A 26,325-nucleotide genomic window follows, 5' to 3' on the forward strand; every position below is an offset into this window, starting at 1 on the left:
GGCGTCACCCGCCTCGCGGATGACATGTCCCCTTGCTGGAGATCGATGAGGAATCCGTACAGTTGGGGGGACTAACCAGGAGGTTTGATGATCAAGGCAGTGGTGTTCGACGTCGGTGAGACGCTCATCGACGAGACCCGCATCTGGTCCCGCTGGGCCGACCGGCTCGGCGTGAGCAGTTTCGTGCTGATGGGCGCGCTCGGCGGAATGGCCGCGCTCGACCGCTCCCACAGCGAGGCGTTCCAGCTCGTACGGCCCGGCTTCGACGTCGAGGCCGAGATAGCGGCCTGGGAGCGGGACGAACCCCACAGCCTGCGCAACCACTTCGACGCCGACGACCTCTACCCCGATGTCCGCGAGGCCCTCAAGGCCCTGCGTGCGGTGGGGTACCAGGTGATCGTCGCGGGCAACCAGCCGGCCAGGGCCTATGACGCGCTGGTCGCCATGGACCTACCCGTCGACTCGGTGCACACCTCTGAGGGCTGGGGGGTGTCCAAGCCCGCCCCCGAGTTCTTCGCCAAGGTGGCGGCCATCGCCGGGCGGGAGCCCGCCGAGATTCTCTATGTGGGTGACCGGCTGGACAACGACGTGCTCCCCGCGTCTCGGGCGGGCATGCGGACGGCGCTGCTGCGCCGGGGTCCCTGGGGATATCTGCACGCCGAGCGGCCGCAGGCGCGGGCCGCCGACATGATCGTCGACGAACTGCCCGCCCTGCTGCCCGCGCTGAGGCGGCTCGCCTGAGTTCCTCATCTCGCGCTGAGGCGGCTCGCCCAGGTTCGTCACGACGGTCTGCCGACCGCGCTGGAGCGGCTCACCTCAGTTCGTCGTCGGGGTCGACGCGGACCGCGCGTTCCTCGGCGGACAGGTCGCCGTCGTCCTGCCCCCAATCCTCGCCCCACTCCTCGCTCTCCGTGTCGGGCACCAGCCCTTCGTCGGGCTGGGTGAGCCGGTGCGAGGGGCGGGAGGCGCGCTCCCGGTCGGGTGCCTCGCGCCGCAGCCGCTCGTCGAGCGTGTCCTCGTGCGCGGGGTCGTCCTCTTCTATGTCGTGGTTGAGGCCGAGGTCGTCGGTCCACTCGTCGACCTCGATCTTCTGCTCGTCGCTCAAGCCGTATCGGTCCGGAGGTTGTTCGGTCATACGCGTTCTCCTACCCAGCGCCACGCCCCGAACCCTGCCTCCGGTATTACCGCTACCGCCCGAGCGCGGCGCCGATGAGTGCGCGTGGATCGGCCGCTCCGGCCAGCATCCCGTCCGGGCGTACGTCGATGACGTGCGCGTGCCCGAACAGGCTCCCGTACGGCCGGGCGGACACCTCATGTCCGAGGGCCGACAGGCCGTCCGCCCAGGTGGCGCCCTCCTCCAGGTCGATGACCGGGTCGGCCGGGGCGGCCCAGGTGTCGAAGCCGGTGTCGCCGGGGCTCAGGCGCCATCTGGGCGCGGAGACGGCCTGACCGGGCGTCTCCCCGTACTTGAGCAGCCGGGTGATCACCTGGAGCAGGATCTGCGGCTGCGCGTCGCCGCCCATCGTCCCGACGACCGAGCGGAGCGAGCCGTCCGGGCGGGTGATCAGCGCGGGCGCGAGGGTGTGGGGCGGGCGGCGGCCGGGAGCGTACTCGGCGGGGTGGCCGGGCGTGAGCGAGAAGCCGATGCCCCGGTTGTGGAGGTTAATCCCGGTACGCGGCTCGAACAGCAGGCTGCCGAACCCGGCCGCGTTCGACTGGATCAAGGACACGCCCATGCCGTCGCCGTCCACCGCGCACAGATAGGTCGTGTCGCCGTCAGCGCTCGGGGTTCGCACGCTCAGCGGCGCCGCCGGGTCGATCAGTGAGCGCCGGCGGGCGATCTCGCCGGAGGTGAGCAGGTCCTTCGCGCTCTCATGGAGTACGTCGAGACGGTCGTGCCCGGCGATGCGCGCGGCCTCGGCCAGCAGATGGGCCCAGGCGGCGTGGCCCGGCGAGACCGGCAGGCTGAGCCCTTCGACGATGCCGAGCGACATCAGGAGGAGGTAGCCCTGGGAGTTCGGCGGCATCGACCAGACGTCATGGCCGAAGGCGCGCACCTTCAGCGGCTCGACCCAGTCGGCGAGCGGGCCGGCCAGATCGGACTCCGCGTACTCGCCGCCGCCGACTTCGAGCAGGCCCGCGCCGAACTCGCCGCCGTAGAAGCCCTCGCGTCCCGACGCGGCGATGGCCTCCAGCGTACGGGCGACACCGGGGCGCGACACGCGGTCGCCCGCCCTGCGTACGGTCGCGAAGTCGCCACTGCCGGGGCTCTGGGACGCCACGCGCGCGCCCGCGAGCATCAGCGGGGAGGCGGGGAAGCCGTCGCGGGCCAGGCGGATCGCCGGTTCGAGCAGGTCGGCGAGCGGGAGACGGCCGTGCCTGGCGTGCAGCGCGAGCCAGCCGTCCACGCAGCCGGGCACCGGCACGGAGCGGATGTCGTGCTGGTGCGGCATGCGCCGGTGTCCCTCGGCCCGCAGCCGGTCCGGGTCGGCGCCCGAGCCGGCCCTCCCGGACGCGTTCAGCGCGCTCACCGCACTCCCCGAGCCTGCCTGCCCAGGGTTGACCGATCCCGAGCCATCGTGGATCAGGGCGAACAGGTCGCCGCCGAGCCCGCACATGTGCGGCGCCGTGACGGCCAGGACGGCGTTGGTGGCGATGGCCGCGTCGGCGGCCGACCCGCCGCGCTCGAGCGCCGCCACTCCGGCGGAGGAGGCGAGGTGGTCGACGCTGGACACCATGCCGTTGGGGGCGTACCTGGTGGTGTGCACCTGTCCGAGACTACGGTGTGCCGTCCGGCGATCTCCAGGGCGGCGGCTCGCGGGCCGGTCAGACCGGTTCGAGTGGGCGGTCCCGGTCCACCAGGGCCGCGTAGTGGCCCTCCACCGACATCAGCGTGTCGTGCGTGCCGCGCTCGACGACCCGGCCGCCGTCCAGGACGACGATCTGGTCCGCGTCACGGACCGTGGAGAGGCGATGCGCGATCATGATCGTGGTACGGCCTTCGGCGAGGGTGTCCAGCGCTTCCTGTACGGCCCGCTCCGTCTGCGTGTCGAGGGCGCTGGTCGCCTCGTCGAGCACGAGCACCGGCGGGTTGCGCAGCAGGGTGCGGGCGATGGCCAGCCGCTGCTTCTCTCCCCCGGAGAACCGGTAGCCGCGCTCGCCCACCAGCGTCTCGTAGCCGTCGGGCAGCGAGGCGATGTGGTCGTGGATGCGCGCCGCCCTGGCCGCCTCCGCCAGCTCCTCGTCCGTGGCCGACGGCCGGGCGAAGCGCAGGTTCTCGGCGATCGAGGCGTGGAACAGGTACGTCTCCTGGGAGACCACGCCGACCGTCTCGGCCAGCGTCTCGAAGGTGAGGTCGCGGACGTCCACCCCGTCGATCGTCACCCGGCCGCCGGTCACGTCGTAGAGCCGGGGCAGCAGGTAGCTGAGCGTCGTCTTGCCGGAGCCGGTCTCGCCGACGACGGCAAGGCTGGTGCCCGGCGGCACGGTGATGTCCACGTCGCTGAGCGTGGGCTCCTCGTCGTAGGAGAAGTCGACCCGCTCGTAGCGGACCTCGCCGCGGACGCCGCTCAGCGTACGCGTGCCCGGGTGGATGTCGATGGACAGGTCCAGGTACTCGAAGATGCGGCCGAACAGCGCGAGCGAGCTCTGCACCTCGACTCCGAGCCGCAGCAGCGACACCGCCGGCCTGAACAGGCTGACCTGCAACGTCGTGAACGCCACCAGCGTGCCGACGGAGATCACGCCGGTGTAGCCGACCGCCCAGTAGACCAGCGCGGGCATCGCGGCCATGACGATCTGGATCGACGACTGCCGCCAGCGCCCCGCCATGCTGGACTGGACGCCCAGCTCGGCCAGCTCGTCGGAGGCGTCGGCGAAGCGCTCGGTGAGCGCGGGCGAGCGGCCCATCGTACGGCCGAGCAGAATGCCGCTGATCGACAGTGACTCCTGCACCATCGACGAGATCACGGCCAGCTTCCGCTGCCGCTCAGTGGTGATGCGGCGGCGCTCCGCGCCGACCTTGCGGCTGATCCCCACGAACACCGGCAGCAGCAGGAGCGAGATCACGGTCAGCCGCCAGTCGAGCGCCAGCATGGCCACGACCGTGGCGATCACGGTGGTCAGGTTCGAGATGAGCGAGGTGGCGGTGGAGGTGACCACCGACTGCATGCCGCCGATGTCGTTGGCGATGCGCGACTGGACCTCACCGGTCTTGGTACGGGTGAAGAAGGCCAGCGACATGCGCTGCAGGTGGCCGTAGACGGAGGTGCGCAGGTCGTGCATGACCCGCTGGCCGACCGTGGTGGACACCAGCGTCTGCAGGACGTCGAACACACTCGTGATCACCGCGGCCAGGATCATGCCCAGGGCCAGCAGCGCGAGCAGCATGGCGTCGCGGGAGGGGATCGCCACGTCCAGCACCTCGCGCAGCAGGAACGGCGAGGCCAGCGAGACCAGTGACGACAGCAGGATGAGGGCGCCGACCACGGCCAGCCGCCCTCGGTAGGCGCGGAAGAGTTTGATGATGCGCCGCAAGGGCGCGCGTGGTTCCTCGGCCAAGTAGGCCTCCTAATCAGATGCTCCCTCAAACAGAGGTTAACTCATACTTATTCCGGCTAAGCTATCCGGCATGGAGGACGTGGAGCTGTCGGAGCTCCTGCACCGGGTCAGCCGCCGCCTGCGGCACGGTTACGCGCATCGCCTCGCGCCCCTCGGCGTGAACCCCGGGCAGGCGCGGGCGCTGCGCGCGCTCGCCGACGCCGACCGGCCACTCAGGATGGTGCAGCTCGCCGACGAGCTCAGGATCGTGCCGCGCTCGGTCACGCCGGTCATCGACACCCTGGAGCAGGCGGGCCTGGTGCGCAGGGAGGTCGATCCGGCCAACCGGCGCTCCACGCTGGTCGTGATCACGCCGGCCGGCCGCGCGATGCACGAGCGGTCGCGGGAGGCGCGCAGGCAGGCGGGTCAGGACCTGTTCGCGGTCCTGTCCGATGACCAGCGGCACCAGCTCAAGGAGCTGCTCGGGGTGATCGACGGCCAGCCACGCTAGGCACCACTCAGCTCTCGACGACCGCGCCGCCTTCGACCGTGTCACCGATGACCGCGCCGCCGACGACCGTGGCGAGGCAAGGCGCTCCGCTCAGCAGGGCGGCGTACGGGTAACGGCCGCGGGCGTCGAACACCGCGAAGTCGGCCCGGCTGCCCGGCCCCAGCGCCCCGATCCGGCCCGCCCCGCTCGACATGCCGAGCGCCCGCGCCCCGCCCAGCGTGGCGGCCTCGACCAGCCTGCGGTCGAGTCCCGGTGACCGCTGCCCGCGCCCCTTGGCGTACTGCCTGATGGACCTGGCCAGGGTGAGCAGATCGGCCACCGGGCCGGCCGAGGCGGGGGCGCGGGTGCCGAAGGCGACGCGGTTGCCCTCGTCCAGGAGCGCCGGCAGGTCGTCGGGCGGCGACGGGCAGAGGGCGACCACGCTCTTGCGCAGCCGCAGCAGCTTGCGCTCGCCGGGATCGAGCGGCCGGTCGCAGGCCACATGGCAGTGCGGCCCCAGGATGCCCGCCTCGTCGAGCGCCGCGGGAGAATGGCGGTCCAGGTCGGCCAGCAGCCGCAGGCCGAAGGTCCTGGCCAGCACCGCTACGTCCTCAAGGACCTGCGGGTCGGGCGTGTACGCGGCGATGCCCACCGTACGCGGCCGGTCGACCTCGCGGATGGCGGTGATGACCGCGTCGCGGCCGGTCTCCTCCCAGACCTGCTCGGACTCGTACGACACCTCGACATAGGAGACGCCGGGCAGCCGGGCCGGCTCGGCCGGGTCGGCGGCGACGCCGGCCCGCGCGGTCACCCCGGGCGGCGGCACGGCCGCCGTGGCGCAGGCGTCCACCAGCCCCGCCACGATCATCCCCGGCCAGCGTTGCTCCCGGGTGACGGGGAAGTAGGCGAGCAGCTCCTCCCGGAGCCCCACCTGGAGGACGCGTTCGCCCCGGACCGCGACCGCGGCGCCGCGCAGCGGGTCGGCACCGATCGGCAGCACCAGCGGGGCGGAGTGGAGGACGATGGGCGCGGGCGTGCGCCTGCCGAGTGTCGGTGCTCGGCCAGATGCGGCACGCTTCGCGGACGGCAAGAGGACCTCCCGTCGGATGACCTGCTGGATCTACCCGCTGGGCTGAGACCTTGTGGTCTTTACCCGCTGAGCTTTCCTTCTGGGCATTAAACGTGAGCTTGGCCAGGCATGCAATCATGTGCCGGGCCGCGCTTCCCTGGGCCGGTAGCTGCCGGAGAGCCGGGCGAGCTTGAGGCTGAGATGCAGGGCCAGCCGCTCGCCGCCGTCCTTCAGGTCGGTGCGGGCCAGCTCCTCCAGCCGCTGCAGCCGGTAGTACAGGGACGTGCGGTGCAGGCGCAGCGCCCGCGACGTGGCCACCGCGCTGCCCGCCAGATCCAGGTACGTCTCCAACGTCTCCAGCAGCGGCAGATACTGCTCGTCGGTGAGCAGCTCCGCCAGCCCCGGATGCAGCTCGTGGTGCGGAAGATGGGTGAGCATCCGGTAGACGCCGAGCCGGGCCCACTCCACCGACCGGCCGAGATCGGGCACCCGGGCGGCCACCTCGGCCGCGTGCCGCGCCTCCGTGTACGACTCGGCGGCCTCGGCGAGTGCCGGCCTGGCCCGCCCGATCCCGACCACCACCGGGATCGACATCGCCGCGTGCAGCTCGTCGGCCGCCATCGCGCCGCCCGCGGTCAGCAGCACGGCGTGGTCGTAGCGGACCAGGTGCAGCGGGTGGTGCCCGCTCAGCCGTCGCCGCAGGGCGAGCAGGCCCTGCTCCAGCGCGAGCCGCAGCGCCTCGTCCGGCTCGTCCGACAGCGGCCTGGCCACCAGTACGGTCACCGGCTGAGCCTGCGGGAAGGCGCCGGCCTCGATCAGCTGCCGGGCCGAGTCCCGCTCGCCGAGCAGCAGGCCGGTGACCGCCTCCAGCTCCCGGTGCGAGGCCAGCCCCGTGGCCAGGCTCTCGTGGTAGAGGGTCAGGGCCAGGGCGGGCGCCGCCGCGGCGGCCTCGGCGATCCGCGCGTCGGACATGGCCGGGCCGGAGTCGATGAACCAGAGGAAGCCCAGCAGCCCGGCCTCGTGCCGTACCGGAACGCAGACCCGGGGGAGCAGGCCCAGGTGCGGCGCGCCCGGGATGCGTAACGGCCCGGCGGCTTCGTGGATCCCGGCCGACCGCACCCACTGGCGTACTTCGGGGGTGGAGTGCCGGCGCAGGATCGAGTCGCGGCGGACGTCGTCCATGGCGCCGTTCTGCTCGCTGTAGACGACGACGCGTTGCACGCGGTCCTCCAGCAACAGCGGTCTGTCAAGGCGAGCGGCCAGCTCGTCCACGGTCCGCTGGAGATCCGCCACCACGTCACCTGGATATTTCGTCATTTGTCGGAGGACACGCCACAAGTCTTCCCTACAACTGATCGGTGATCTCCGTCAACTTCGTCTATAACGTCGATCCGTGATTGCCCCCAAGAAGCTGCTGAAAGGTCTGCTGGCGGCCCTCGTGCTGATTCCGATGAGCCTTGTGGCGACCCCGGCTTCCGCAGCACCCCCCACAGACGATCCCGAGTACCCCTGGCGGCAGAACCACTGGCCGCAGACCCAGCCCTGGCAACAGGACGCGCCTTCGGACGCCCAGGCTCTGCGCAGCCGCTCGGTGGGCGGCATCGAGCCGATCGACCCGCAGATCTGGGAGAACCCCGACCACATGACGTGGGCGGACTACAAGAAGGTGCCGGGCACCCGCTGGAACGACCCGGCCGTCAAGGGCTCCAAGCGCACCTTCAAGGGCGCGCTGGTGCTCCTGGACTACCCGAACCAGCAGTTCGTGGTCACCCAGCCCAAGAACTCGACGATCTACCGCAACCCGAGCGCCGAGGCTCACGACATCCCGCGTGACCAGGTGGCGAAGTTCTACCAGGACTTCCTCAACACCCCGAACGACCTCAACAAGGGGCACACCATCCACGAGTACTGGATGGAGGACTCCGGTGGGCGTTACGGGGTCGAGCTGACCGGCTTCGGGCCGTACACCATGCCGGGCAAGGACCACGAGTACGCCATGGAGTTCCAGGGTGGCACCGCCTGCCCGGCGGGCGACTCGTGCGACAAGAACCTGCGTACCGACGGTCACGCCGCGTTCGTCGGCGCGATCGGCGAAGAGGCGGCCAAGCAGTTCGACTTCATCTTCTACGTGAGCGCCGGCCAGGACGAGTCGTCCACCTGGCAGGAGTTCGGGATGATGAAATTTCCTACCGAGGAGGACGTGACCGACGAGTGGGGTCCGCCCGACCCCGCCCTGCCGAACTGGGCCCAGACCCGCTACGTCGACTGGACCTCCTGGCAGGCCGGCTCCAACTTCTGGCCCAACGCCAACATCGGCGTCGACTCCGTCCAGGCCGAGAGCTCCGGCATGGCCGTGTACGCCCACGAGTTCAGCCACATCCTCGGCGTACTGGACAACTACAACAACCCGTACGGCGTCCCGGCCCGCCGCGCCTACACCGGCATCTGGGAGATGCTCAGCCGGGGCAGCTTCAACGGCCCCGGCGGCCCGCACTCCCGCTGGCTGATCCCGCCGACCTCCGGCGCCTCCATGGGCGCCCAGCACATGCTGCGCAACAAGATCAAGCTGGGGATGGTCGACGAGCAGAACGTGCTGCGTCTGTCACGTGAGGCCCTGGACGAGTCGGGCCTGGTCAAGGCCAAGGTCATCGCCCGCGAGGTGCAGCCGGGCCAGAACGAGCTGTCAGGCGTCAACATCTCCTTCGACACCGGCGACAAGAGCCCGGCCTGCAGCACGCAGACCAACCCGCTCTGCGACGGCGGCGGCTACGAGAACTACACGGTCGAGGTCGTCGACCGGGTCGGCACCGACTCCTTCACCCCCGACTCCGGCGTGCTCGTGGCCAAGACCAAGAACCAGGACCGCTCGCCGTTCGAGTGGGTGATCGACGCCAACCCGCAGGACATCGGGATGACCGACTACGTCATGCCCGACGGGACCAAGGTGCCGATCACGATCGGCGACTACCGCCAGCTGTCCGACGCCCTCTTCCACGCGGGCACCGGCTCCGGCAGCCAGTACGAGTACGTCGACCAGGCCAACCGCCTGCACTTCTACGTGACCGACCTGAAGCGCGACCGCAAGGGCACGCTGTCGTACACGGTCGCGATCCGCTCGCTCGACGGCGCGGGCCCGCAGAAGCGCGGCGTCAAGCTGCTGCCCGCGGCCGGGATCCCGGCCGGCAAGGGCGTGACGACCTGCAAGTTCCCGCTGTTCAACACGGGTAAGGCGGCCCCGGCGCAGGGGCAGCACCCCGAGGACGTCAGCTCCTACCTCAACTCCGACGTCTACCGGCTCAAGGCCGAGGTGCAGGGCAAGGGCTGGACCGCCCAGCTGCCCAACGCCCTGGCCGCCGTCGACTTCGGCAAGCAGGAGGCGGTCACGGTCAACGCCGTGCGCGCCTCGGGTGGTGACCGGCTCGGCAAGGTCAAGCTCACCGCGACGTCGGAGAGTGATCCGGCCAAGACGGTGACGGCCACCTGTCCGGTGATCGGCCTTTAGCTGAATGATGGGGTACGGCTGGCGCAGGCCGTACCCCATCCGCTTGAATCACCCCCGGAGGGGGTTCTTTGACAGGGCAGCTGCCGGAGAAGCCGCGTTCGCGGCGCAGGAAGGTGCCATGGGCCGCGCCGGTCTCGGCCGGCGTCGCGGCCGCGGCGGCCAGCATTCTCGCCGCTTCCGTCGACTGGGACATCCCGCCCATCGCGAAGGTGGGTGTGACGATGATCGCGGCGCTCCTCGTCGGCCTGACCACCTGGGCCACGACCGAGGGGCGGCCCAAGCGCGAGATCACGGCCGAGCCGTCCTCGCGTCCGCCGGACCAGTGGCCGCCCGTGCCCGAGCACTTCACCGGCCGCGTCGAGTCGCTCGCCGAGCTGCGGACGGTCTTCGGAGAGCGGCGCAGGTCCAAGGCCGGAGATGTCTCACCGCCGCTGGTCGTCTCCGTGTACGGACGGGGCGGCGTCGGCAAGTCGGCGCTGACGGCCAGGTTCGGGCAGGAGGTCGCCGGTGCGTTCCCCGACGGGCGCCTCTACGCCGACCTGCGGGGCGGCGTCGACGCCCCGGTGCGCCCGGAGGAGGTGCTGATCGGGTTCCTGCGCGCGCTGGGCGTGCGGCTGACCACCGATCCCGGCGGCCTCGACGAGCTGCGTAAGCTCTGGCTGACGTGGACCAAGGACCGCAGGATCCTCATCGGCCTCGACAACGCGCACGGCGCCGGCCAGGTCAAGTCCCTGATCCCGGCCGAGCCGGGGTGCGCCGTGCTGGTCACCTCGCGCCAGCCGCTGTTCCTCAACGGCACCTACGACACCCAGCTGGGCGTCTTCAGCGAGGCCCACGGCGTGGAACTGCTGGCCAGGTTGGCCGGCGGCGATCGGGTGGTCGACGACCTCGCCTCGGCCAAGGAGATCGTCCGGATCTGCGACTACCTGCCGCTGGCGATCAACATCTGCGGCGGCCGGCTGGCCACCCGCGAGCACTGGACGCTGCGCCAGATGGCCGACCGGCTGGCCGACGAGCGCCGCCGCCTCGACCAGCTCGAACTCGCGCAGACCGTCGACAAGAGCGTGCGCGCCTCCGTGCAGCTCAGCTACGACGACTGCACCGGCATGCAGCGCCGCCTGCTGCGCCTGCTGTCCGCGCTCACCTCGCCCGACGTGCCCGGCTGGGTGGCGGGCGAGCTGCTCGACATCTCCGGGCTCGACGGCGCCGACCAGCTGGAGGCGCTGATCGACGCGCAGCTCGCCGAGAGCTCGGGCGTCGACCAGACCGGCGCCATGCGTTACCGCCTGCACGACCTGGTCCGGCTGTTCGCCACCGAGCTGGCCGAGGAGGACGACCAGGGCCGGCGCCGGGCCGCGATCGAGCGGGTGCTGTATGGCTACCGCCGCCGCGCGGAGGAGGCGGCCCAGGAACGCTGGCCGCAGGACTGGAGCCGCGGCGGGCGCAGCTCCGGCATCGAGGGTCAGACGCACGCGGGCGACTGGCTCAACGCCGAGCGGCTCTCGCTGCTCGCCATGATCAACCTGGCCAGGAGCCTGGAGCTGTGGGAGCTGACCTCGGGGCTGGCCAGGGCGTTCTGCTCGCTGTGCCACTCGCTGCGCGCCTACTGGACCGACTGGCACGCCGTGGCCGAGGCGGGCTGCGAGGCCGCGCGGCGCACCGGCGACCGGCGCGCCCTGGGCATCGCGCTGCTCGACCGCGCGGCCGTGCAGGGCGGTCTCGGCGGGCACGAGCAGGGCCGGGCGGGCGCCGAGCAGGCGCTGGAGATCTTCACCGACCTGGGCGAGACGTGGTGGGCGGCGCGGGCGATGCGGGCGATCGGCATGGCCCTGTTCAACGACGGCCACCTCGACCGCGCGCAGTCCTACCTGATCGGTGCCATCACCTCCTTCAAGGGCGAAGAGGACTTCTGGTGGATGGCCCGCACCCAGCGCAACCTCGCCGAGATGCGGCTGGCCGAGCGGCGGCCCGAGGAGGCCAGGGAACTGCTCGAAGACGCCCTTGAGGTGTTCAAGCACGCGGGCAACCGCTACTCCGAGGCCCAGACGTTGCGTGCCTACGGCGAGGTGCTCGCCGCGCAGGCCCGCGGCCGGCACCGCGAAGGCGAGCACCGGGCCGCTCTGGAGGGCTTCACCAAGGCCGGGTTCAGCCTCGACCGCGCCGCCGAGATGTTCCGGCAGCGGGGCGAGCTGTGGGAGGAGGCCCGCTGCCTGCGCGCCGCCGGTGAGGTCGGCGACCCGTCCAACGGGCTGCGCGAGCTCGACTTCGTCCGGCGGGCGGAGGAGATCCTGGTGGCGCTCGGCGACTCCTGGGGAGTGGCGCGCACCGCGCTGTCGGCCGGGCGGGCGCTGGCCAGGCTGGGCCGGATCGAGGAGTCGGAGCATGAGCTGCGCCGGGCCGTACACGCCTTCGAGGAGCTCGACGACCGGTGGTGGATGGCGCTCAGCCTGCGCTACCTCGGCGAGGCGCACCTCGACTCGGGCGGGCCGCGCGCGGCCGTCGAGCCACTGACGCAGGCCAGGGACATCTACCGCAGCCTCGGCAACGAGGCCGGCATGCGCAGGACGCTGGAGCTGCTCAGGAAGGTGGAGTCCTGATGAGCTCACCGGCGGCCTGCCGGGCCTGGAAGATGCTCTCCTCGAACAGCTTGCGCACGTGCGCGGCCTGGTCGGACAGCTCCTTGATGTGCGTACGGGCCTGCTCGTCGTGGACGGTCTCGGCGATCAGCTGCTGGTAGTCCGGCGTCCGCGCGGCCAGCGCCTCCAGCCGCCGGTGCGCGTGGAAGACCCTGTCCGCCTTGACCACCTGCTTGGCGTACTTCTCCAGGTGGCGCACCCGCCGCGACAGCGACGTCCAGGCCGCGTCCAGCGCCGTGGTGTACGGCTTGAACGCGTCCTCCATGCCGGTGGGCAGGTCGCGCGGGATGAGCCGGCCGTGCTCGGCGTGCATGGACGACAGCTTGGCCAGCCGCTGGGCGATCTGCCACACCTCCTCCGGCAACGTCACCCGATTGTCGATGGTGTCGATCAGCCCTGCCCTGTTCACCTGGGAGTTCAGGATCGCGTCCACGGCGTCCTGGGCGCGGCGAAGCAGCATCTGGCAGGGATAGTCGAGATCTTCGGGTAGGACGTAGGCGGCGGCGTAATCGGTGGCGAGCCGGAGACGCTTCTTGGCCGCCCGGTTCGTCGAGTCCACAGCCATCCACCGCAGCAGCGCGATCAGGCTCATCCCGAGCGCGGCCACGATCGCGCCGCTAGTGTCGGTCACGGCCCAGATCATCATCAGGAGCGCCGGAAGGACGAGGAGCAGGACGGGATTGAAGGAGGAGCCCATCTGCCGGCCCGTTCTGGCCATGCGGAGGATGTGCGGGCTGGATCGCAGCTGGATGGAGATGTCCGGAGGCAGGGATGGGTCGATCACCAGCCTCGGGGGCAGAGCACGCGGATCCATACCGTTCATGCTGCGTTATGAACCTCGAATCCGCTCATTTTTAAGCGACATATAGGGTCTAATCAATGAACGAGATGACGCGATGGATCGATCTGGAAGGCGCCGTCAACGTGCGTGACCTGGGTGGACTAACCACCCATGACGGCGGCGTCACCCGCTACGGACGGATTTTTCGGGCGGACAATCTCCAAGGGCTCACCGACAAGGACGTGTCCCGGCTGGTCGGCGAGCTCAAACTGCGCCACGTCGTGGACCTCCGCTCCAACGCCGAGGTCGCGCTGGAGGGCCCCGGGCCGCTGACCCTGATGCCCGAGGTGACGCACCACCATCTGACGCTGTTCGCCGAGGGAGGCAGGCACACCGACGTCGAGGCCGACACCATCGACGGCGACCGGGTGCTGCCCTGGCAGGAGCGTGAGCTGGACGACGACCTGCGGATGACCGGTTTCTACTACGGATACCTGCGGGACCGGCCCGACGCGGTGGTGGCCGCGCTGCGGGCGATGGCGATGAACGACGGCGCGGCCGTGGTGCACTGCGCGGCCGGCAAAGACCGCACCGGGGTGCTGTCGGCGCTCGCCCTGGAGGTGACGGGCGTCACCCGGGAGGGGATCATCGCCGACTACGTGGCCACCGGGGAGCGGCTGGAGCAGGTGCTGCGGCGGCTGCGGGGCAGCGCCACGTACCGCGACGACCTCGACTCACGGCCCGCGGACGACCACATGCCGCGGGCGCGGTACATGGAGCAGTTCCTGTCGGTGCTGGACGAACGGTTCGGCGGGCCGGCGGCGTGGCTGGAGTCACACGGGTGGACGGAGGCCGACACGGAGACGATGCGGGCCCGCCTACGCGAGTAGGCCGTCCGGCCGTCTGCTCCTGCTCCCCCGGAGGGGGCATCCCTCCAAGGACCCCAGCCACCACGGACCGTTGTCGTCCGCCCCTCCGGAGGGAGTTCCCTTCCTGGGCCTTTGCCACGACGGGCCGTGTTTGTCTGCTCCTCCGGATGGAGTTCCCTTCCTGGGGCCTTTGCCACGACGGGCCGGTTTCTTTCGCTCCCCCGGAGGGGGTATCCCTCCTAAGGGACCTCAGCTACTACGGACCGTCACCGGGGACCGAGACGGTGGTGTGACGACGCCTCAGGTTCCTTCAGCCGCACCCTGCCGCAGCCGCACGACAACGCGCTCGGCCGCCGACCGGCGGGCCGCCTCGATGACGGTCAGCGCGTCGATCACGCTGTCAGGGCTCACCGGCGGCGGTGTGCCCGCACGCAGGCAGGACTCGACGCCACGGTAGAAGTCGAGATAGACCCCAGCCTCAGTGCGGACCACAGTTTTGTCGTCTTCCGTCCCGACAAGCCCCCACATCGCCTCACTCTCCTCGCCGAACCCTGGCGAGTCGGGCGAGATCCCGGCGCGCAGCCGTTCCTCCTGCACGTCCATCCCGTACTTGACGTACGCCCCCCGCGACCCGAGCACCCGGAACCGCGGCCCGCCCTGAGCGGCCAGCGCACCGGCCCACAGGTGTGACCGGGCGCCACTGACGTGGGACAGCGCGATGAACGTGTCGTCGTCGGCCGCCACCCCCTCGCGCCGGATGTCACTCTCCGCGTAGACGTCGCGCACCGGCCCGAGCAGCTGCAGCGCCTGGTCGACCAGGTGGCTGCCCAGGTCGTAGAGCAGGCCGCCGACCTCCTCGGGGCCGCCGGCCTCACGCCAGCCGCCCTTGGGCACCGGCCGCCAGCGCTCGAACCGGGACTCCAGGCGCAGCACGTCGCCGAAGCGGCCCTCTCCGGTGAGCCGGCTCAGGGTGCGGAAGTCGCCGTCCCAGCGCCGGTTCTGGAAGACGGTCAGCATCAGGTCGCGCTCGGCCGCCAGCCGTACGAGCCCGCGGGCCTCCTCGGCGGTACGGGCCAGGGGCTTGTCGACCACGACCGGCTTGCCGCGGGTGAGCGCTTCGGTGGCCACCGACACGTGGGTCTTGTTGGGTGAGGCGACGACCACGAGGTCGCAGCGATTCCACAACCCGGCCAATTCGGGCACAGGAATCGCGCCGTAACGGGCGGCCACCTCGTCGGCTCGCGCCGGGTTTCCGGTGACGACGGCGGACAGCCGCAGGCCGGGTGTGGCGTGGATCAGGGGCGCGTGGAAGTACGCGCCCGCCGTGCCGTACCCGACCAGGCCGACCTCGATCTCACTCATCGGCCCAGCGTAACGCGAGGCCCCACCACCATCGCCCGGCGCGGGTCGCGGCTACTCGTCGTCGCGTTCGGCCAGGAAGCGTTCGAACTGGGCGGCGAGTTCGTCGCCCGTGGGCATCGGGGTGGCCTCGGCGATCAGGTTCTCGCGGTCGGTGCCGCCCGCGAACGCGTCGTACTGCTGCTCAAGACCGCTGATCGCCGTTGACAGCTCGGTCGAGGCCTGGATCTGCTCCTCGATCTCGGTCGTGGTGCGCTGGGCCGCCTCGCGCAGGGCGTCCAGCGGGAAGAGCAGGCCGGTGCCCCGCGTGACCGCCTCCAGGGCGGCGACCGCGGCGTGCGGGTATTCGGCCTGCGACAGGTAGTGCGGCACGTGGACCGCGTACCCCAGCGCGTCGTGCCCCTGGGAGCCGAGCCGGAACTCGATCAGGGCGGCCACGCTGGCCGGCACCTGTACCCGGCCGAAGGAGCTGGTCTGAGCATTGATCAGCTCGGGACGGCTGGCGTGCATGGTGATGCCGAGCGGCCGGGTGTGCGGGACCGCCATCGGGATGCCGTGCAACGTGACAATTTTGCTGATCTTCAGCTGGTCGATGAGGGCGCCGACCGCCCGGGTGAACAGCTCCCACTCACGGTCCGGCTCGGGGCCGCTCATCACCAGGAAGGGGGTGCCGGTGGCGTCCTTCGCGGCGTAGACGGCCAGCTCGGGGCTCTCGCACTCGACCCATCTGTCGGTGTCGAAGGTCATGATGGGCCGCCGCGAGCGATAGTCGAGGAGGCGGTCCACGTCGAACGTCGCCACGGTCCGGTGCTCCAGCTCAGCCAGCAGGTGGCCCAGCGCGAGGCGCCCGGCACCACCGGCGTCGACGAAGCCGTCGAAGTGGTACAAGAGCACGGGATCGGCCAGCTCGGGCGCATCTTCTGCGAGCTTGTAGAGATCCGTCGGGTCGAACACGGTTGGACAGCCTTTCCCTAGGTACTCTCTCCAGAACCTACGACGAGCCGCAACGATTCCGTGCAAGGCACCCTATCGAGGGAGAATGGTGGACATGGACGAGGATCCGGAGCTCGAAGAGTTCGCGACACGGATGTTCGACCTGGCCAGGGCGGGCGACACGGAGACGTTGCGCGCCTACGTGGACGCCGGGGTTCCGGCAAATCTCACCAATAGCAAAGGTGACACTTTGCTGATGCTTGCGGCTTATCACGGTCACGCCGCGACCGTCCGGATGCTCGCCGAGCTGGGCGCCGACCCAGGAAGAGCGAACGACCGTGGCCAGACACCTCTGGCGGGTGCCGTGTTCAAGAAGGAGTCTGCCGTGGTCAGAGCGTTGCTCGACGCGGGCGCGGATCCGGCGGCCGGAGCCCCCTCGGCGGTGGACACGGCGCGGATGTTCGCGAACGACCAGTTCCTTGAATGGTTCCGGCAAATCGGCACATAGCGTGAAATATGGCGAAATGTCCGGGAAGTTATCGAGTGTGGCCTTTCGAACAGCCCATCGTCATGCTGGGAAGGTGGTTACTTCTGCGCACTCCTTCAGTAGGCGACCGCTTCGCATCCCTCCATTGCCATGCCCGTTCCCGAACGAGATCAACGTGCACGCCACAGAGATCGACTCGGAAAGCCACGCATGGCTGGCCGCCTCGCACATGCTCGCCGGAGCCGACACGATCGAGCACTTCCGGCGCTCAAAGATCGGCCTGCTCGCCGCACGTACCAACCCCACCGTGCCGCGCGACAGTCTCAGGCTGATCAACGACTGGTACAACTGGCTCTTCGCGTTCGACGACGCGTTCTGCGAGGGCGAGCTGATGGGACACCGGGCCTCTGCGCTGGCCCGCGCCCTTCCGCCGCTCCTCGAGATCCTCGACGGCCGCAAGGAGGCGGATGCCACCGACCCGTTCGGGCTCGCCCTGAGCGAGCTGCTTCACCGAATCTCGGACACCGCCACGCCCGCTCAAGTGGACAGATGGCGCATCACGGTAAAGGAGTACCTCTTCGCCCAGATCTGGGAGGCCGCCAACCGCGAGGTCGACCTGATCCCCACGCCCGAGGACTACGTGCTCATGCGCCGCATCACCGGGGCCACGTACACCTGCCTCGCGCTCATCGACGCGTGCGGCGGCTACCGGCTGGAAGCGGAGGAATGGCACCATCCGGACGTGCGCGCGCTCTCCGACCTCGCCTGCGACCTTATCGGCTGGGACAATGACCTGCTGTCGTACGCCAAGGAGCGCGACAACGACAAGGCCCGGCACAACCTCGTCACGGTGCTGGCCACGCACAAGACCCTCACCCTGCAAGAGGCGCTGCAAGAAGTGGCGAACATGCACAACGAAGCCGTCGCCGCCTTCCTCGACCGGCGCGCGGCGCTCGACCACTGGGCCTCGTTACCGGTGCGCAAGTATGTGCGCGGCCTCGAACACTGGGTGCGCGGGCACATCGAGTTCTCGCTCGGCAGCGCCCGCTACGTCCAGGCCTGGCCGACCGGCACGTGCTGGCCGCAGGCCGTCTAGTCGAGATCTCCTGGGGCGTCCAGCTCGCCGAGCGCGAGCGCGGACGCCTCATCGAGATCGAGCCGCGTGCCCTCCTCGAAGGCGCTCTTGTAGGAGTCTTCGCCCATCACCTTCTGGCACTCCTTGACGCACTGCTCGTGGTCGCTGGTGAGGAACGGGGCGCCGAGCATGGGCAGACCGGCCGTCTTCCAGTTCTGATGAAGCGCGCCGAGCAGCCGCGCGGCGAGCGGCGCCTGGTCGCTGACGGCGAAGATCCGGGCCGTGGTCTCCAGCACCAGCAGCGTGCCGAGCGTGTCGTGGAAGTGGCGCTTGATCCGCAGCCCCTCACGCGCACTCTGCAGCGCGTCCTCGGCCCGGCCCGTCGCCAGCCGGGTGATGGACAGCGACCACTGCGCGTAGGAGCTCAGCCACAGCTCGCCGCGTTCCCGGCACACCTGCAAGCAGTCCTGCAGCAGGGACTCGGCCTCATACAGCTCACCCTGCGCGGACAGCACCAGCGACAGCTCGACGATGGCCGGCAGCAGGCCCGGGTTGAGCTCCTTGTTGTCGGTGTTGAACTCGATCGCCACACCCAGCAGCGCGCTGGCCTTCTGCAGGTCGCCCTGCAGCAGGGCCGCCGTCCCCTGCATCTTGGAGGCGAGGATGACCGCCTTGGAGTCGCCGACCCTGACCGCCTCGGTGCTGCACTGCTCGGCCGCCGCCAGCGCGCCGGCGCTGTCGCCCTGGCCGCTGCGTACGTAGGACAGCACCCAGAGAGCCTTGCAGCGCTGCTTGCTCACTCCCGGGTTGGCCTGCAGAGCGCGTTCGAGGTAGAGCCGGCCTTCGCGTACGAATCCGCAGCAGACCCACATGAACCACAGCGACGACAGCAGGGTCAGCGCCAGGATGGACTCCCCGGGCGACCGCAGCGCGTGCTCAAGGGCCACCCGCACGTTGTCGTGCTCCTGGCGCATGCGGACGAACCAGTAGATCTGTCTCGGCCCCGACCAGGCGTCCTCGCTGCGCTGCGCCAGGCTCAGGTAGTACTCCAGATGCCGGTGCCGCATCTGCTCGGTCTGGCCGAGCTTGTCCAGCCACTCCTCGCCGTACTCCGCCAGCGTGTCGATGAGCTTGTAGCGGACTCCGGCGTGATTGCTCCTGATCAGCAGGATCGACTTCTCCACCAGCCCGGTGACCAGGTCGGTGATGTCCTCGGACGGCAGCCGGTCGTCGGCGCACACGAACCTGGCCGCGTCGAGCTCGAAATCGCCCGCGAACACCGACAGCCGCGCCCACAGCAGTCTCTCCGCCGGTTCGCACAACTCGTGGCTCCATCCGATCGCCGCGCGCAACGTCTGATGGCGCGGTAGTGCCGTACGGCTGGCTCCCGCCAGCAGGCTGAACCGGTCGGCCAGCAACCCCAGGATCTGATCGACCGACAGCGCCCGCAGGCGTACGGCCGCCAGCTCGATCGCCAGCGGAATGCCGTCGAGCCGGCGGCACAGCTCGGCCACCGCCCCGATGCTCTGCTCGTCGAGCACGAAATCGGGCATCACCGCGCCGGCCCGAGCCCCGAACAGCTGCACCGACTCATTGGTGAACAGGCTCTCGGTCGGGTCGTCGCCCGGCACCTGCAGCGGCGGCACGGGCACCACGTGCTCGTAGGGCAGATGCAGCGACTGGCGGCTGGTGGCCAGCACCTTCAGGTTGGGAGCGCGCTCCAGCAGTTCCTCGACCAGCTCGGCGCAGCCTTGTACCAAATGCTCGCAGGTGTCGATGATGAGCAGCATGTCGCGCTCGCCGACCCACTCCGACAACGACTCGGACTCGGTCCGCGACGACTGGTCGGCGATGCCCAGCGCCGACGCGATGGTGTGCTTGACCATCCCGGCGTCCTGCAACCGGGCCAGGTCGGCGAACCAGACGCCGTCCTCGTACTGGGAGCGGATCTGGTGCGCCAGCCGAAGCACCGTGCGGGACTTGCCGACACCGCCGATGCCCGTGACCGTCACCAGCCGCGACTCGGCGAGATGTCGCTTGAGGTTGGCGAGCAAGCGGGTCCGCCCCACGAAGCTGGTCAGCTCCGACGGCAGATTGCCTTCTCGCCGCCAGCCGGTCGGGGTGGCCATGGGCGACCTCACGGGGGATAGGCGACACCTGCTTTGGCATCGTACCCTTGGGGCCCTTCGCCGCACGGGATAAGCGGCGCGGGCCGGGAATGGGTTTGTCCCTCTGAGTAGCATGTATACCGTGAGTGAATTCCTCCCGGAGCAGACGGACGACGATACGGACCTCGGCTGGGGCGACTGGCGCGATTCCCAGGACACCGACCCGGACTCCTTCTACTTGGACGACAAGCCACCTCACTGGGGGTGACCGTCCGTTAGGCGCGCCTTGGGCGTTATTGAGCACCATTGGGCATTGTTGGGCGCCGTCAGGCGGGCACGCCAGACACGGAGACCGTTCTGAGGTAGGCCGCCTTCCTCATACGCCAGAAATCCGTCACCGGCCAGAAACCGGCCGACGCAGATGCCCGTCACTGACGAGGCTTGCGCCACCGAAGGCGTCCACCACCGAAGGCGTCCACCACCGAAGGGGGCTGCCCGATCGGAGGTGTTCGCCGCTGAAGGAGTTTGCGCGATCGGGGACGTCCGCCACTGAAAGCGCCTGTGCCACTGAGGAGCCTGTGCCACCGAAAGCGCCGACGCCACTGAGGAGCCTGTGCTGCTGAAGGCGCCGACGCCACTCAGAAGCCTGTGCTGCTGAAGGCGGGCGACTCCAGTGGCGGCGGCTGTGGCAGGGCCTGCCCGCAGTGGCGGGCGTGTTAGCTGACCACGTCCTTGCGGCGGAAGCGGCGGAAGGCCACCGCGATCAGGATGGCCGCGTACGTCACCGACACCGACGCGCCCTTGGCCATGCCGCTCCAGTCGAGCTCCGGTGCGATGGCGTCCAGCCAGGCAGTGTTCCAGAAGGTCGGCAGGAACTCCCGCAGCGACCCCAGCGCCTCTACGGCCTGCAGGATGGTGCTGACGATCCACAGACCCACCGCCCCGCCGACCGCGCCGAGCGGTGAGTCGGTCATCGTGGAGATGAGGAACGCCAGCGCCGCCACCACCAACTGGCTCACCAGGGCGTAGCCGATCACGATGCCGAAGCGCGGCAGCACGTCGAGCGCCGGGATCGTCTCACCCGTGCCGGGCACCTGGATGTCGTGCCAGCCGAACGCCAGTGTGCCGGCGAGCAGCGCCATCAGGGGCAGGCAGATCACCGCCGCCGCCGAGTAGCCGAGCGCCACGATGATCTTCTGCCGTAGCAGCCGGTCACGCGGCACCGGCGCGGCCAGCAGATAACGCAGTGACGACCAGCTGGCCTCGCTCGCCACGGTGTCGCCACAGAACAGGGCGACGGCCACGACCAGCAGGAAGTTGGCCGACACCGACAGGGCGAACGCCGCGAAGTTGAGACCGCTGGCCGTCGCCAGGTCGGAGATGCGCAGCGCCGACTGCTGCTGCCCGCTGGACTGCGGGCCGAACTGGAAGGCGATCACCAGGATCCACGGCAGCGCGAGCAGCAGCCCGAACATGACGAGCGTGCGCCGCCGCTTGAACTGCCTGACGATCTCGACCCGCAACGGCAATGTCCGGCGGGGCGCATAGCCGGTCGCCGACCGAGCCGTGGACCTTGTTGCGGACCCGGTCACGGGGCCTGACGCGGGCCCCGACCCGGTCAAGATCGCGGTTCCGGTCGCTCGCTTGGTCCCGGTCCCGGTCCCGGTCTCGCTCCCGGTCCTTGGCCCGGTCGTGGGTCCGTTGGTGGAGCCTGTCGCGGTCCCGTTGGAGCCGTTCGTGGAGCCGTGGGTCACGACTTCTCTCCGATGAGGTCGAGGAACACGTCTTCGAGGCGCGGCCCATGTCCGTTGGTGGAGGTGGCGGCACTGAGCAGCACTGACACCGGACCCGCCGACACCAGACGGCCTCTGTGCATGACCACCACATGGCTGCACGTCTGCTCGACCTCCGCCAGAAGGTGGCTGGAGACGATCACCGTACGGCCGTCGCGGGCATAGCGCTTGAGCACCTCGCGCATCTCCCTGATCTGGGGCGGGTCGAGGCCGTTGGTGGGTTCGTCGAGGACGAGCAGGTCGGGCAGACCGAGCATGGCCTGGGCGATCGCCAGCCGTTGCCGCATGCCCTGCGAGTAGGTGCGTACGGCCCGCTCCAGCGCCTTGCCCAGATCCGCGATCTCCAGCGCGTCGTCGAACCGGGCGTCGGCGGCGGGGCGGCCGGTGGCGGCCCAATAGAGCTCGATGTTGTCGCGGCCGGACAGGTGCGGCAGGAACCCGGGCCCCTCGACGAACGACCCGAGCCTGGACAGCACGGGCGCGCCGGGTGTCACCCGGTCGCCGAAGATGCGGACCTCACCGGCGTCGGGCTGGATGAGGCCCATCATCATGCGCATCGTGGTCGTCTTGCCCGCGCCGTTGGGGCCGAGCAGGCCCAGCACCTGACCGCGCTCGACCCGGAACGACAGGTCGTCCACGGCCAGCTCACCATTGCGGTACGCCTTGGTGAGCCCCTTGATCTCCAGCGGCACCTCTTCGCCGGGCACGAGTCCCGCACCGGACGGATCGCCGTCCTTCACGAAGGCACCGGATCGGGCGTTGCTCTGCACGGTGGCGGCATGGCCGTTGTCCCGCTGGACAGTGGTGGCGTGGTCGTCGTTCTCGGCATGGACGCCGGACCGGCTGTCGTCCCGTTGGACGGTGACGGCGCGGTCATCGTGGTCCTCCCCGAGCACGTCGTACGGGCTGCCGTCCTTCTGGGCGGTGGTGGTCCGGCGGCGGTCTCCTACGGTGGGGATCCGGCGGCGGGACGGGGTCCGGCCGGTGGCCATGATGAGCGCGGCCAGTGCGATGGCGGCGAGCGGCATCGCCCACACCCACCACGCCACCCCGGTCGTGGGTGCGGCCAGGGCGGACACCGTCGGTACGGCCAGCGCGGGTGCGGCCAGGCCGACCCGGTAGGAGGCCGGTTCGGCGGGTGTCGCATAGCCCATGTCGGTCGTCGTCACCGCCAGTCGCAGCCGGTGCCCCACCGCGAAGCGGTAGTCGACGGCGGGCAGCGTGACCGTGGTCTCCACGCTGCCGGCGCCCTCCGGAACCGTCACGCGCAGCGGCGAGACCAGCCCGGCGGGCAGGTTGGGCGGCTGCGCGGTGTCGGCCACGTCATAGACCTTGGCGAACAGCGTCACCTGGCCCTTGCCATAGACCTTCAGCTTGACCGTTGGGCTGCCGGTGAGCTGGAGCGGGGCGCTGAGCGGCGCCGACTCGAAGAGGGCCACCTGGCCGGGCATGTCGAGCCCGACGCTGAGGTTGGTCGCGCCGCCGCTCCCGCCGAGCAGGCCGCCGGTGCCGGGCACCGTGGAGATGGAGGCGGGTGCGCCGCCGGGCGGGTTGGCGATGTTCTGCTCGGGGCCCTGGAGCGTGATTGTGGTGGTGGCGGTGCCGCCGAGGCCGGGGTAGGCGGCGGACTCGGGGTGGAGCCTGATGCGCTGGCGGGTACCGGGGTCGCGGCCGCCGTCACGGGTCACGGTGAACCGCTCCGGGGCCGGTGAGCCGTCGCCCTTGAGGTAGTGGCCGAACCAGCCGGCCGTCTGGTCGTAGAGCCAGTCGGCCTCGCCGTTGCCGCCGTCGTGGCCGCCGTCGAACCAGGCCAGGCTCACCGGCGTGCCCGCGGCGGCGATCGCCTTGGCGTTGGCGTCGGCCTGGCCGAGCGGGAACAGCGAGTCGCGCTGCCCCTGGATGAGCAGCGTCGGCGCCTTGATGCGGCCGGCCACCGTCACCGGGCTCGACTTGCGCAGCAGCTCGATGGCCTCCGGCGTGGCCCGCCCGGTCTTGGCGACCTGCTGGTACATCTCGCAGACCGCGGGCAGGAACCTGCCGCACCTGGCCTGCTCGGCTGTCAGCGGCACGCTCTGCTGACTGAGCGCGCCCAGGCCCTGAGCCGCGCCGAGCCCCTGAGCCGCGCCGCCGCCCTGGACCGGGGCGCCGCGGCCGAAGAAGTAGCCCGCCCACATGCGCTTGAACACGCCGTTGGCCGGGCCCTGGCCACCGCCGTCGGGGAACAGCGAGTCTGCCAGGTCAGCCCAGGTGATCTGCGGCACGATCGCGTCCACGCGGCTGTCGTAGGCGGCCGTCATCAGCGCGATGGCCCCGCCGTATGAACCGCCCGCGATGCCCACACGCGGGTCGCCGGGCGCGTCGAGCCGGACCTCGGGCCGCTTGGCCAACCAGTCGATGAGCTGCTTGACGTCCTTGACCTCGTAGTCGGCGGAGTTGAGCGCGATCTCGCCGGTCGAACGGCCGAAACCGCGAGCCGACCAGCTCAGCACCGCGTAGCCGTCCTGCGCCAGCCGCTGCGCCTGCTCACGCACGCTCTGCTTGCTGCCGCCGAACCCGTGCGCGAGCAGCACGACCGGAGCCTTCCCGCCACCCGCCGCTGGGAAGAACGTCGCGTCAAGCTCGACCCGCTGGTCGTCAGCCGGCCCGTCGACGACGGCGATGCGCTGGTCGAGGCCCTTCGCCTCGGGGGCGGACGGCCACACCAGCCACGTCACCACCCCCGCGAGGGCGAGCACCGCGACCAGCGCGGCCACACGTTTCATGTGGTTGACCCTACTTTCCGCACCTGAGAAACCCCTGAGACCGGGGATCAGCCCAAGATCGCGTAGACCGTGGACGCCCGCGCGGCCGGCTCGGCCGCCCCGTCGGCCGTCAGCGTCACCTCGGAGAAGGCCAGTGTCCGGCCGAGTTTGGAGATGCGTACGTCGATGAGCACGTCCTTGCCCGTCACCGGCCGCTGGAACGTCGTCGACTGCTGCACCGTCGTCATCGGCACGAAGCCGCCCCTGGCCGAGGAGATCGCGATGACCGTGGCCGTGTCGGCGGCGGCCATCATGGCCTGGCCACACAGGCCGCCGCCCTCTCTGGCCAGCGCGTCGGACCAGGGCAGGCACACCACCGCGTGGCGCTCACCCAGCTCCCGCACGCGCAGCCCGAGCTGCTGGATCCAAGGCGCGAAGTAGTCGCGCAGAATGGCCTCACCGTCTTCTGGAGTCACCCGCCCATCATGCAGGCTGGCAGGCATGAGCGAGGAGACGAGGCGAGAGCCTGTGGACAACGTCTTTCTGCCGTCCACGTACGCGCACGCCGTCCCGTACGACCTCTACGACCGGCTGCGGCGGGAGGCCCCCGTCTGCCGGATTCCGGAACCGGCGGTCGGCCCGTGGCGCGAGGGGCCCGGATACTGGGGCGTGTTCCGGCACGCCGACGTCAAGCACGTGCTGCGCGCGGCCGACGACTTCTCCTCGCACCTGGGCGCCACGCAGATCCGTGACCCCGACACCCCCGCCGACCTGGCCTTCGTGCAGGCGATGATGCTGAACACGGACCCGCCGGACCACTCCCGGCTGCGCAGGATCGTGGCGGCCGCGTTCACGCCGCGTGCGGTGCGGGCGCTGGAGCGGACGATCGCCGAGCGGGCCGCGTCGCTGTTCGCCGCGGGCGCGTGCGACTTCGTGGAGGTGGCCGCCGATCTGCCCGTCTGGACGCTCGCGCACGTCATGGGCGTGCCGGACGAGGACAGGCGGCTGCTGTACGACTGGGCGTCCCGGGTGATCGGCTACCAGGACGCCGACTACGCGGGGCTGTCCACGGCCGACGCCGAGTCGCTCAGCCCGATCGGCCGCCTCGCCACCGCCTCCCGCCCGCGGCTCGGGCCGGGGGTGAACCCCCGCTCCCGGGCGGCATTGGCGGACATGTTCGCGTACGCCCACGCGCTGGCCAAGACCAGCCACGGCGAGTCGGTCATGTCGGCCATGAGGGACGGCGGCCTGACCGAGGCGGAGTTCGAGAACATGTTCTTCCTGTTCGCCGTCGCCGGCAACGAGACGCTGCGCAACGGCATCCCCGGCGGCCTGCTCACCCTCCTCGAACACCCCGCCCAGCTGGCCCGGCTGCGCGCTGACCCCGCTCTGCTCGGCTCGGCGGTGGAGGAGATGCTGCGGTTCTGGCCGCCGGTCATGGACTTCCGCCGTACGGCCACCCGCGACCTCACACTCGGCGGCCGGAGCATCCGCGCGGGCGAGAAGGTCGTCGTCTACCACGCCTCCGCCAATCGCGACCCGTCCGTCTTCGCCGACCCCGACCGGTTCGACATCGCCCGCACCCCGAACGACCACGTCAGCTTCGGCTTCGGCCCGCACTTCTGCCTCGGCGCCCACCTGGCGCGCGTGCAGTTCCGGGCGGTCTTCACCGAACTGCTCGCCTGGGACGTCGAGCTCGCGGGGGCGCCCGTCCGCCTCACGTCCAACTTCCAGAACGGGCTCAAACACCTGCCGGTACGGCTGAGCCACCGAGCGAAGCCGTCGGCCTCCGCCTGACGATCCGCACCGGTCCTGATGCCCTCGGCGGCGAAAAGGTGGCAGGTAGGCGGCAGATAGGCAGCAGAACGGTGACAGAAGAGATGGCAAGCCAGATGACGAGGGACATGCGCGCATTGCACCGGAAGAAGGCATCGTAAGATTTC

At 70.4% G+C, this 26,325-nt stretch carries 21 protein-coding genes; 9 read left to right on the plus strand and 12 right to left on the minus strand.

The window, feature by feature from the left end; genetic code table 11:
- Window positions 1-87: 87 nt before the first annotated feature.
- Window positions 88-741 carry an HAD family hydrolase gene (locus tag ACQP2T_RS17435; RefSeq protein WP_433517173.1) on the plus strand — a complete coding sequence of 218 codons (654 nt, stop codon included), beginning with the start codon at window positions 88-90 and terminating at the stop codon, window positions 739-741.
- Between the two features lie 70 nt (window positions 742-811).
- Here ACQP2T_RS17435 and ACQP2T_RS17440 read toward each other — a convergent pair whose 3' ends face one another.
- Genes ACQP2T_RS17440 through ACQP2T_RS17450 form a run of 3 tightly spaced genes read right to left on the minus strand, consistent with a single transcriptional unit; the run spans window position 812 to window position 4,560 of the window.
- On the minus strand, window positions 812-1,135 hold the full coding sequence (locus ACQP2T_RS17440) for a DUF5709 domain-containing protein (protein ID WP_433517174.1): 324 nt from the start codon (window positions 1,133-1,135) through the stop codon (window positions 812-814).
- A gap of 52 nt (window positions 1,136-1,187) precedes the next feature.
- A complete protein-coding gene (locus ACQP2T_RS17445; protein ID WP_433517175.1) occupies window positions 1,188-2,768 on the minus strand; it encodes a gamma-glutamyltransferase family protein in 1,581 nt (526 codons plus the stop codon).
- A gap of 58 nt (window positions 2,769-2,826) precedes the next feature.
- A complete protein-coding gene (locus tag ACQP2T_RS17450) occupies window positions 2,827-4,560 on the minus strand; it encodes an ABC transporter ATP-binding protein (RefSeq protein WP_433517176.1) in 1,734 nt (577 codons plus the stop codon).
- Between the two features lie 70 nt (window positions 4,561-4,630).
- Between ACQP2T_RS17450 and ACQP2T_RS17455 the strand changes: the two genes are divergently transcribed.
- Window positions 4,631-5,050: a MarR family winged helix-turn-helix transcriptional regulator gene (locus ACQP2T_RS17455; protein WP_433517177.1), complete on the plus strand. Its 420-nt coding sequence runs from the start codon at window positions 4,631-4,633 to the stop codon at window positions 5,048-5,050.
- A gap of 7 nt (window positions 5,051-5,057) precedes the next feature.
- Here ACQP2T_RS17455 and ACQP2T_RS17460 read toward each other — a convergent pair whose 3' ends face one another.
- Together ACQP2T_RS17460 and ACQP2T_RS17465 are read right to left on the minus strand one after the other, a co-directional pair.
- Complete coding sequence (locus ACQP2T_RS17460; RefSeq protein ID WP_433517178.1) at window positions 5,058-6,119, minus strand: amidohydrolase family protein; 1,062 nt, start codon at window positions 6,117-6,119, stop codon at window positions 5,058-5,060.
- A gap of 114 nt (window positions 6,120-6,233) precedes the next feature.
- Window positions 6,234-7,415 (minus strand): PucR family transcriptional regulator, encoded by a 1,182-nt coding sequence (locus tag ACQP2T_RS17465; RefSeq protein WP_433517179.1) that lies wholly within the window; start codon window positions 7,413-7,415, stop codon window positions 6,234-6,236.
- 76 nt (window positions 7,416-7,491) lie between these two features.
- On the opposite strand from ACQP2T_RS17465, the gene ACQP2T_RS17470 reads away from it, so the two are divergent.
- Together ACQP2T_RS17470 and ACQP2T_RS17475 are read left to right on the plus strand one after the other, a co-directional pair.
- Entirely contained in the window at window positions 7,492-9,600 is a 2,109-nt protein-coding gene (locus tag ACQP2T_RS17470) for a M6 family metalloprotease domain-containing protein (RefSeq protein WP_433517180.1), read from the plus strand.
- Between the two features lie 68 nt (window positions 9,601-9,668).
- Entirely contained in the window at window positions 9,669-12,197 is a 2,529-nt protein-coding gene (locus ACQP2T_RS17475) for an ATP-binding protein (RefSeq protein WP_433517181.1), read from the plus strand.
- Here the strand turns inward: ACQP2T_RS17475 and ACQP2T_RS17480 are convergent.
- Entirely contained in the window at window positions 12,178-13,050 is an 873-nt protein-coding gene (locus tag ACQP2T_RS17480; protein WP_433517182.1) for a hypothetical protein, read from the minus strand. The genes ACQP2T_RS17475 and ACQP2T_RS17480 overlap by 20 nt on opposite strands.
- 65 nt (window positions 13,051-13,115) lie before the next feature.
- Between ACQP2T_RS17480 and ACQP2T_RS17485 the strand changes: the two genes are divergently transcribed.
- Complete coding sequence (locus ACQP2T_RS17485; protein ID WP_433517183.1) at window positions 13,116-13,907, plus strand: tyrosine-protein phosphatase; 792 nt, start codon at window positions 13,116-13,118, stop codon at window positions 13,905-13,907.
- A 279-nt stretch (window positions 13,908-14,186) separates the two neighbouring features.
- On the opposite strand, the gene ACQP2T_RS17490 is transcribed toward ACQP2T_RS17485, so the two are convergent.
- Both ACQP2T_RS17490 and ACQP2T_RS17495 read right to left on the minus strand, forming a co-directional pair.
- Window positions 14,187-15,248 carry a Gfo/Idh/MocA family oxidoreductase gene (locus tag ACQP2T_RS17490; RefSeq protein ID WP_433517184.1) on the minus strand — a complete coding sequence of 354 codons (1,062 nt, stop codon included), beginning with the start codon at window positions 15,246-15,248 and terminating at the stop codon, window positions 14,187-14,189.
- A 51-nt stretch (window positions 15,249-15,299) separates the two neighbouring features.
- The gene (locus ACQP2T_RS17495) at window positions 15,300-16,199 is read right to left on the minus strand and encodes a proteasome assembly chaperone family protein (RefSeq protein ID WP_357940625.1); all 900 of its coding nucleotides are present in this window, start codon (window positions 16,197-16,199) and stop codon (window positions 15,300-15,302) included.
- A gap of 85 nt (window positions 16,200-16,284) precedes the next feature.
- Between ACQP2T_RS17495 and ACQP2T_RS17500 the strand changes: the two genes are divergently transcribed.
- On the plus strand, window positions 16,285-16,686 hold the full coding sequence (locus ACQP2T_RS17500; RefSeq protein ID WP_433517185.1) for an ankyrin repeat domain-containing protein: 402 nt from the start codon (window positions 16,285-16,287) through the stop codon (window positions 16,684-16,686).
- A gap of 154 nt (window positions 16,687-16,840) precedes the next feature.
- A complete protein-coding gene (locus tag ACQP2T_RS17505) occupies window positions 16,841-17,761 on the plus strand; it encodes a terpene synthase family protein (RefSeq protein ID WP_433517186.1) in 921 nt (306 codons plus the stop codon).
- Here ACQP2T_RS17505 and ACQP2T_RS17510 read toward each other — a convergent pair.
- A complete protein-coding gene (locus ACQP2T_RS17510) occupies window positions 17,758-19,869 on the minus strand; it encodes an ATP-binding protein (protein WP_433517187.1) in 2,112 nt (703 codons plus the stop codon). The two genes, ACQP2T_RS17505 and ACQP2T_RS17510, sit on opposite strands and share 4 nt — an antisense overlap.
- A gap of 121 nt (window positions 19,870-19,990) precedes the next feature.
- On the opposite strand from ACQP2T_RS17510, the gene ACQP2T_RS17515 reads away from it, so the two are divergent.
- On the plus strand, window positions 19,991-20,116 hold the full coding sequence (locus tag ACQP2T_RS17515; protein ID WP_358437978.1) for a hypothetical protein: 126 nt from the start codon (window positions 19,991-19,993) through the stop codon (window positions 20,114-20,116).
- A gap of 448 nt (window positions 20,117-20,564) precedes the next feature.
- On the opposite strand, the gene ACQP2T_RS17520 is transcribed toward ACQP2T_RS17515, so the two are convergent.
- From ACQP2T_RS17520 to ACQP2T_RS17530, 3 genes are all read right to left on the minus strand, one after another.
- Entirely contained in the window at window positions 20,565-21,371 is an 807-nt protein-coding gene (locus tag ACQP2T_RS17520) for an ABC transporter permease (protein ID WP_433517188.1), read from the minus strand.
- A 227-nt stretch (window positions 21,372-21,598) separates the two neighbouring features.
- Complete coding sequence (locus tag ACQP2T_RS17525; protein ID WP_433517189.1) at window positions 21,599-24,403, minus strand: CocE/NonD family hydrolase; 2,805 nt, start codon at window positions 24,401-24,403, stop codon at window positions 21,599-21,601.
- A 47-nt stretch (window positions 24,404-24,450) separates the two neighbouring features.
- The gene (locus tag ACQP2T_RS17530; protein ID WP_433517190.1) at window positions 24,451-24,858 is read right to left on the minus strand and encodes a PaaI family thioesterase; all 408 of its coding nucleotides are present in this window, start codon (window positions 24,856-24,858) and stop codon (window positions 24,451-24,453) included.
- A gap of 25 nt (window positions 24,859-24,883) precedes the next feature.
- Between ACQP2T_RS17530 and ACQP2T_RS17535 the strand changes: the two genes are divergently transcribed.
- Window positions 24,884-26,179, plus strand: a complete 1,296-nt coding sequence (locus ACQP2T_RS17535) for a cytochrome P450 (protein ID WP_433517191.1) — start codon at window positions 24,884-24,886, stop codon at window positions 26,177-26,179.
- The last annotated feature ends 146 nt before the right edge of the window (window positions 26,180-26,325 follow it).

The sequence above is a fragment of the Nonomuraea sp. CA-143628 genome, assembly GCF_050942315.1.
Classification (GTDB): Bacteria; Actinomycetota; Actinomycetes; order Streptosporangiales; family Streptosporangiaceae; genus Nonomuraea.

Excerpts from the sequence above, each read along its gene's own strand:
- ACQP2T_RS17535 (WP_433517191.1), top strand. The coding sequence starts at position 24,884 with ATGAGCGAGGAGACGAGGCGAGAGCCTGTGGACAACGTCTTTCTGCCG.
- ACQP2T_RS17435 (WP_433517173.1), top strand. The coding sequence starts at position 88 with ATGATCAAGGCAGTGGTGTTCGACGTCGGTGAGACGCTCATCGACGAG.
- ACQP2T_RS17455 (WP_433517177.1), top strand. The coding sequence starts at position 4,631 with ATGGAGGACGTGGAGCTGTCGGAGCTCCTGCACCGGGTCAGCCGCCGC.
- ACQP2T_RS17525 (WP_433517189.1), bottom strand. The coding sequence starts at position 24,403 with ATGAAACGTGTGGCCGCGCTGGTCGCGGTGCTCGCCCTCGCGGGGGTG.
- ACQP2T_RS17510 (WP_433517187.1), bottom strand. The coding sequence starts at position 19,869 with ATGGCCACCCCGACCGGCTGGCGGCGAGAAGGCAATCTGCCGTCGGAG.
- ACQP2T_RS17440 (WP_433517174.1), bottom strand. The coding sequence starts at position 1,135 with ATGACCGAACAACCTCCGGACCGATACGGCTTGAGCGACGAGCAGAAG.
- ACQP2T_RS17490 (WP_433517184.1), bottom strand. The coding sequence starts at position 15,248 with ATGAGTGAGATCGAGGTCGGCCTGGTCGGGTACGGCACGGCGGGCGCG.
- ACQP2T_RS17465 (WP_433517179.1), bottom strand. The coding sequence starts at position 7,415 with ATGACGAAATATCCAGGTGACGTGGTGGCGGATCTCCAGCGGACCGTG.
- ACQP2T_RS17485 (WP_433517183.1), top strand. The coding sequence starts at position 13,116 with ATGAACGAGATGACGCGATGGATCGATCTGGAAGGCGCCGTCAACGTG.
- ACQP2T_RS17500 (WP_433517185.1), top strand. The coding sequence starts at position 16,285 with ATGGTGGACATGGACGAGGATCCGGAGCTCGAAGAGTTCGCGACACGG.
- ACQP2T_RS17480 (WP_433517182.1), bottom strand. The coding sequence starts at position 13,050 with ATGGATCCGCGTGCTCTGCCCCCGAGGCTGGTGATCGACCCATCCCTG.